The 6596-nt window shown below is 38.3% G+C and carries 4 protein-coding genes; 1 reads left to right on the top strand and 3 read right to left on the bottom strand.

What is annotated here, in order from left to right; all coding sequences use genetic code 11:
- Window positions 1–360: 360 nt before the first annotated feature.
- From AC5JMK_RS11375 to AC5JMK_RS11365, 3 genes are all read right to left on the bottom strand, one after another.
- Window positions 361–1560 (bottom strand): FG-GAP repeat domain-containing protein, encoded by a 1200-nt coding sequence (locus tag AC5JMK_RS11375; protein ID WP_495910112.1) that lies wholly within the window; start codon window positions 1558–1560, stop codon window positions 361–363.
- A 564-nt stretch (window positions 1561–2124) separates the two neighbouring features.
- Window positions 2125–3303, bottom strand: a complete 1179-nt coding sequence (locus tag AC5JMK_RS11370; RefSeq protein WP_096677957.1) for an FG-GAP repeat domain-containing protein — start codon at window positions 3301–3303, stop codon at window positions 2125–2127.
- Between the two features lie 348 nt (window positions 3304–3651).
- The gene (locus AC5JMK_RS11365; protein WP_096677956.1) at window positions 3652–4920 is read right to left on the bottom strand and encodes an acyltransferase family protein; all 1269 of its coding nucleotides are present in this window, start codon (window positions 4918–4920) and stop codon (window positions 3652–3654) included.
- A 190-nt stretch (window positions 4921–5110) separates the two neighbouring features.
- Here AC5JMK_RS11365 and AC5JMK_RS11360 point away from each other — a divergent pair, with 190 nt between their 5' ends.
- Window positions 5111–6418 (top strand): aminopeptidase P N-terminal domain-containing protein, encoded by a 1308-nt coding sequence (locus AC5JMK_RS11360; RefSeq protein ID WP_495910111.1) that lies wholly within the window; start codon window positions 5111–5113, stop codon window positions 6416–6418.
- Window positions 6419–6596: the final 178 nt, after the last annotated feature.

The following is a 6596-nucleotide window of genomic DNA, read 5'->3' as shown; positions in this document are numbered from 1 at the left end:
AGTCGGAACCCCACCCCGGCTTTGCTGACGCAAAACCTCCCCTCCCCGCTTGCCTACGGTGTACACACAAGTCAAAATTTTTCATGTTGAAACTGTATCCCGCCCAGAACTAAAGTTCCAGGCTCATAGCGAAAGTCCACTCAAGTGGACTGGAACAAACTTTTTTTTGAGTCCTCTGAAGAGGACTTGCGCATCTGTACTCGGAATTTATTCCGAGGCGGTACAGATGCGCTCAACCTAGATTTGTGTGTACACCGTAGCCCCGCTTGCGGGGAGGGGATTAAGGGGTGGGGTACGTATTGGACACAACCGAGAACTCTATATGCGTCTTCATAAAGAAATGGTGTAACTACTTAACTGTTAAAAAGCGCTCCACTCAGTACCAACTTGTGGTAGAAACGTACCATTAGCAGTTGTGCCATTCATAAACCAAACTGCAACTTCACCAGTTTCACCATTACGCCAGAAGACATCTGTCTTGCCATCACCATCATAGTCGCCGATGCTTGGTTGCCAAGACGCACCAGTCGCAGGTAAGAAAGCCGCAGTACCTACTGATGTTCCATCCATTAACCAAGCGGTGTTTTCGCCAGTTGTCTGATTGTGCCAGAAGACATCTGTCTTACCATCGCCGTTGAAGTCACCAATAGAAGGTTTCCAAGCAGAGTCTTGTTTCGACAAATTACCTTCACTAATAAAGATACCATTCATCAGCCAAACTTTATTTTCGCCTGTTTCATAGTTACGCCAGAGGATGTCACTGCTACCATCGTTATTGAAGTCACCAACGTTAGCTTCCCAGTTACCTTCCAATGTGCTGAGATTATATTCTGATGCATCTGTGCCATTCATGAACCAGACTTTATTTTCACCAGTGATGTTGTTGCGCCAAAAAATATCGTTTTTGCCATCACCGTTAAAATCAACCACACTAGAAGTCCAAGTTATGTCAGTGGTAGGTAAAAAAGCGGCAGTTGTGACATTTGTACCATCCATTAACCAGGTAGCATTTTCTCCAGTTTGAGTATTACGCCACAAAATATCACTCTTACCATCACCATTGAAATCTGCAATGTTGTAAGTCCAAGCTGGGTTTATTGTTTGTAAAGTAGCTTGAGAGGCAATATTTGTGCCATCCATTAGCCAAATCACATTTTCACCGCTATTTTTATTGCGCCAAAAGATATCAGTTTTGCCATCGCGATTAAAATCGGCATAAGTAAAGTCCCAGGAAGCATCTACTGTAGTTACATTAGATGCTTGAGGGTTGCTACCATCCATCAGCCAAATAGCAGTTTCACCTGTTTGAGAGTTACGCCAAAATTTGTCAGCTTTGCCATCTCCATTGAAATCTGCAACAATAGCTGCATTACTGAATCTAGAATTAGGATTAGGGTTTTTTGCTGCTACTAAAGATTGTTTTTCATCATTTGAACTTGAGGAACGTCCCAGACTAAAATTAGTATTGGGAACAGTATTGTCATCAAAAATATTTGTGGAAGCATATTTTGAGACGCTAGTTTCTATAGACAAATTCAAGGGCGAATTAGAGTTAGACATACTGTTTGTTTATTACTAGTACAGGTCGGCAGAGTCTAATTTGTAATTTAGAATTCTCAATTAAAAATTGAGAATCAAGAATGTACAATAGTTCATAGAATTTTCATCTATTCTTTATGTAATTTATGTCATTCAAGAACATCTGACACTTTTAATAATGTTGTTTGTGATTAACAGATTTGATAATTAAAAATTAAATAATCCACAAACAATAATATTGAATGAATCATGATAGACCATATAGACATTGAGATTATATATCCCCGAATTCTTAAAGAAGTCGGGGATATAGAATGTTTCCACTAGTACGCCTGGAACTAAAGTTCCAGGCTAATAGCACAAGTCATATTAAGATGACTAAATAATTGAGTGTTAAGCTATTAGCCAAGAAATAAATTTCTTGGGAGTTCAAAAAAATTGATGCAAGATATAAAACACCAATACTGCAAAGGATAGGATTTTTCGTCATAATTTTGGCATGTAGAGACGCGAAATTTCGCGTCTCTACAGTTATCAGTTATCAAATTAAATTATTAACAGTTAACTGATAACTGATAACTGAATCTAGGCTGTATACCATTCTTTGCCAAGTGTAGGCAGAGCGGTAGGAGTAGAGTCAGTACCAGTTACAATCACAACGGCGTTTTCACCTGTTTCGTAATTCCGCCAGAAGATGTCGGTTGTACCATCGCCATTGGTATCGCTGATACTAGGAACCCAAGCACCACTAGGTGCATCCGCAGCAACTGTTGTCAGAACATTGCTACCATCCATGATCCATATCTCGTTTTTGCCAGTTTCCTGGTTGTACCATAAGATATCGGTTTTACCATTACCGTCAAAATCACCAATTAATGGTTTAGAACCTTGGAGCGTAGGTAGAGCAGTGTCACTAGCAACTGTTGTACCATTCATTAACCAAACTTTGTTTTCACCTGTGGCTGTATTGTGCCAGAGAATATCGGTTTGGTAATTGAGATCAAAATCACCCAGGGTAGCTTCCCATTCTGTGCCTAGTGTGGGTAAAGATGTACCAGTGGCGTTTGTACCATCCATTGTCCAGACAGCATTTTCACCTGTGGTTATGTTACGCCAGAAGATATCTGTCTTACCGTCACTGTTGATATCAACAATGTTGGCTGTCCAGTTGGAATCGACAGTCTGGAGAAAAGATGGAGTGGTTACTTGGGTACCATCCATTAACCAAGCTGCGTTCTCGCCAGTTGTTGTGTTGCGCCAGAGAATATCAGTTTTGCGATCGCCATTGAAATCTGCAATCACTGGTGTCCACTCTGGACTTAGTGTTGCTAAGGAGCCTTCAGAGACAACAGCTTGTCCATCCATCAGCCAAACCTGGTTTTCACCTGTGGCCTTGTTGTACCAGAGTAAATCTGTCTTGTCATCACCGTTGAAATCGGCGATTTTAACATCCCACTCTGTACCCATTGTCTTGACAAAATCCGCAGAGGCGACATTTGTACCATCCATCAACCAAATGGCATTTTCACCAGTTTGAGAGTTACGCCAGAACTTGTCGTTTTTACCATCACCGTTGAAATCAGCTACAATTGCCGCACTCGTGAATACAGGGTTAGGATTTTGCAGATTTGGAAGCTCAAGCTGAGAGTTTGCATCTGAAGAACTCCTGTAGCCTGAGTAAGTTTCTGTCTCTAATTGATTTTTGCTTGTGTATTTGTCTGTTGAGATTGGAGCGCTACTAGAAGTAGAAATCTGATCGGACATGGCGTGTGTTTGAGACAAGTGTTCATAAACCTTTTAACTGTTTTTTTATTTGAGATTCAAGTGTTAGTTAATAACATATATTGCTTCTTAATATTTTCTTCACAAGTGTCATGCTTTGCTTAAAATAAAAGCTTTTTCTAGCTATTTTCTGAAAAAAAACAAGTACAAGATAATCAGTTTTGCAATATTTTAATGCTAGTTACAAACAAATTGTTAACTAAACAAACTTATAGAAAATATCAACTGTTTTTCTATGGAGTTTAAAAGTTAAATAATAAACATGTACTAAAAATCTCTGAGTATATATTATTTTTATACACTTATAGTAAACAAAAAATTTCCGACTTCTTAAAGAAGTCGGGGATCTGTTTTCTCAATTTTAAATTTCGTCGCGGGTAATTCTACTAAGTAATATGTAACAGTAGTTAGTAGAACTGACAAACTCAGTGTTGCTAATAATCTATTGTAAAAAGCTTCAATGGGAATATCTGAAGAGAATATTGAATAAATTCTGAGTAAAATTGGCATATGCCAAATGTAAACACCATAAGATAAACTTCCAAATACTTCTAATATCCTGAGAGGATTTTTTAAAATAGCAGCAAATGATAACTTTTCATTTTTGGTGTAGATATGATAATTATCTGATTCAAAAGCAAAAATGAAAAAAGATGTAATAATTGCGGTTAATGGCTGAAAAATAAAGATAGTAGTGATTGTTCTCCAGCCACCAGGACGATTCGGTAATCCCCATAATTCTTGATGATATAAGTGATGAGCCGTAAATAGATAAAGTAAAATCATCAAGATAATAGCTATAGATTTTTTATTAATAAATATTTTTTGATGAATTTTGTTATCTGTTGTAGAAGATTTTGGTTTGCAATATTTAATCCATGTATTGACCAAAAATCCAGATAAAAAGATATCAAGATTATTAAATATGGGAGTGTACCAATATTTAAATGCATATCCCATTTGGTGATTTATTTGATGAGAGAAACTCACCCAAGATAAGAGTTTAATCAAAAATTCTATTAATGTAATTAATATTGCTGCTGTAATTACATGCTTTTGTTTGAAGATTAGAGGCTTGCTCAAATTATAGATAAAAGGAACAAATATATAAAATTGCATTTCTGTAGAAAGTGACCAAAAAACATCATTGAATGCTATTGGCTGAGATGCCACATAAGGATGATATGTGAAAGTGCAAACTCGCAGCAGGTATCCCCAATTCTCGAATTTGAGAACATCAGGATAAACAAATATAGATAAAATCAAAACAGCAAAATAATAAAGAGGCAAAATTCGCAAAACACGATTACGCCAAAAGTTAATTACTCCTGTGACATCGCTGCTATAACGCTCAGTGTAAAAGGCTTTTCCCATCAAATAGCCAGACAAACAAAAGAAAATCCAAACTGCGACTGCACCATGACTAAAGATAAGCCAACTTAAATCATAGTTTTGATAAATCAGTGCATTTCTGGGTGGAGCGCAATGGATAATTACTACCATTAAACAGGCAAAACCACGCACAGCCAACAGAACATCTAAACGATTGTTATTCTGAAAAACTTTTGGCAGATGCAAGTAATTTATTGATTTTTCCATGAATGCTTTTAAATCAGTGAACAGTGAACAGTTATCAGTTAACAACGAATAATTTAATTTGATAACTGATAACTGATAACTGACTGAACATGTTGCCAAATTGGCAAAAAGGGAGCTATGCACCCGTATAGTGGTTGTTCATCAGTGTAAATTTTAGACAAAATGAAATTAAGTTCTTTATAGCCGAATCATGCAGACAGAATATAAACAGCGTCGGGAAGCATTAATGTCCAAGATTGGTAATGGTACTGCAATCTTTTGTAGTGCGCCAATGGCGGTGATGCACAACGATGTCGAGTATAACTTTCGTCAAGATAGCGATTTCTTTTATCTGACTGGGTTTAACGAACCGCAAGCAGTAGCAATTCTAGCGCCACATCACCCAGAACATCAGTTTGTGTTGTTTGTGCAACCCAAGGATCGGGAACAGGAAGTTTGGAATGGTTATCGCTGTGGGGTAGAAGCAGCGAAGGAAATTTATGGCGCGGATGAAGCTTATCCAATTGCGGAACTAGATGAAAAATTACCGCAGTATCTCGAAAAATCTGATCGCATTTATTACCGTTTAGGACGCGATCGCACTTTTAATGATAAACTCCTGAGTAATTGGCAACGTTTAATGCGGACTTATCCTAAGCGGGGTACAGGGCCGATTGCGATTGAAGATACTAGTCCCATCCTCCATAGTATGCGTTTGATTAAAAGCAAAGCAGAATTGGAGTTCATGCGTAAAGCTGCTGACATTGCAGTGGAAGCACACAACCACGCCATGCAATTTACTGCACCAGGACTTTTTGAGTATGAAGTGCAAGCAGAAATAGAACATATCTTCCGCAAGCGGGGAGCTTTGGGGCCTGCTTATCCTTCGATAGTTGCTTCTGGTGTCAATGCTTGTGTACTGCATTATGTAGAGAATAATCGACAGATGCAGGATAACGAGTTATTGCTAATTGATGCTGGATGTGCCTATCAATACTACAACTCAGATGTTACCCGGACATTTCCCGTAGGAGATAAATTTACTCCAGAACAAAAAACCTTGTATGAGATTGTTTTAGCAGCCCAAAAACAAGCGATCGCTCAAGTGCAACCAGGCAACCCTTATAATCTATTTCATGATACCGCCGTCCGTGTTCTCACAGAAGGTTTAGTCGAAATCGGTATCCTCAAAGGCGAAATTGACAAATTAATAGAAGAAGAAAAGTATAAGCCATTTTACATGCATCGCACAGGTCATTGGTTAGGCTTAGATGTGCATGATGTAGGAGTTTACCAGCACGGCGACAATCCACAAATTTTGCAACCAGGACAAGTGGTGACAGTAGAACCAGGACTCTATATAGTACCAGATACTAAACCAGCAGAAGATCAACCAGAAATAGATCAACGTTGGGTTGGTATTGGTATTCGCATTGAAGATGATGTATTGGTGACTCCTATGGGAAATGAAGTTTTAACTGCTGGTGTACCCAAAGAAGTAGAAGACTTAGCAAAATAGTTGTTAATCCGAATGTAGAGACGCGAAATTTCGCGTCTTTTTGTAGAGACGTGATATATCGCGTCTCTACACACCAATTTTCTGTACTAAGAATCCTTAACACCAACCGTATTGAGATATAAGGAAATCATTTCGGCGAACCCAAAAATCATTTCGGCGAACCCAAAAATCATTTCGG

It is taken from the genome of Pelatocladus sp., assembly GCF_059505505.1.
The sequence above is the reverse complement of the archived record's forward strand: the minus strand, read 5'-3'. Positions and strand labels throughout refer to the sequence as shown.

Coding starts and splice junctions, on each gene's coding strand:
- AC5JMK_RS11360 (WP_495910111.1), top strand. CDS start 5,111: ATGCAGACAGAATATAAACAGCGTCGGGAAGCATTAATGTCCAAGATT.
- AC5JMK_RS11370 (WP_096677957.1), bottom strand. CDS start 3,303: ATGTCCGATCAGATTTCTACTTCTAGTAGCGCTCCAATCTCAACAGAC.
- AC5JMK_RS11375 (WP_495910112.1), bottom strand. CDS start 1,560: ATGTCTAACTCTAATTCGCCCTTGAATTTGTCTATAGAAACTAGCGTC.
- AC5JMK_RS11365 (WP_096677956.1), bottom strand. CDS start 4,920: ATGGAAAAATCAATAAATTACTTGCATCTGCCAAAAGTTTTTCAGAAT.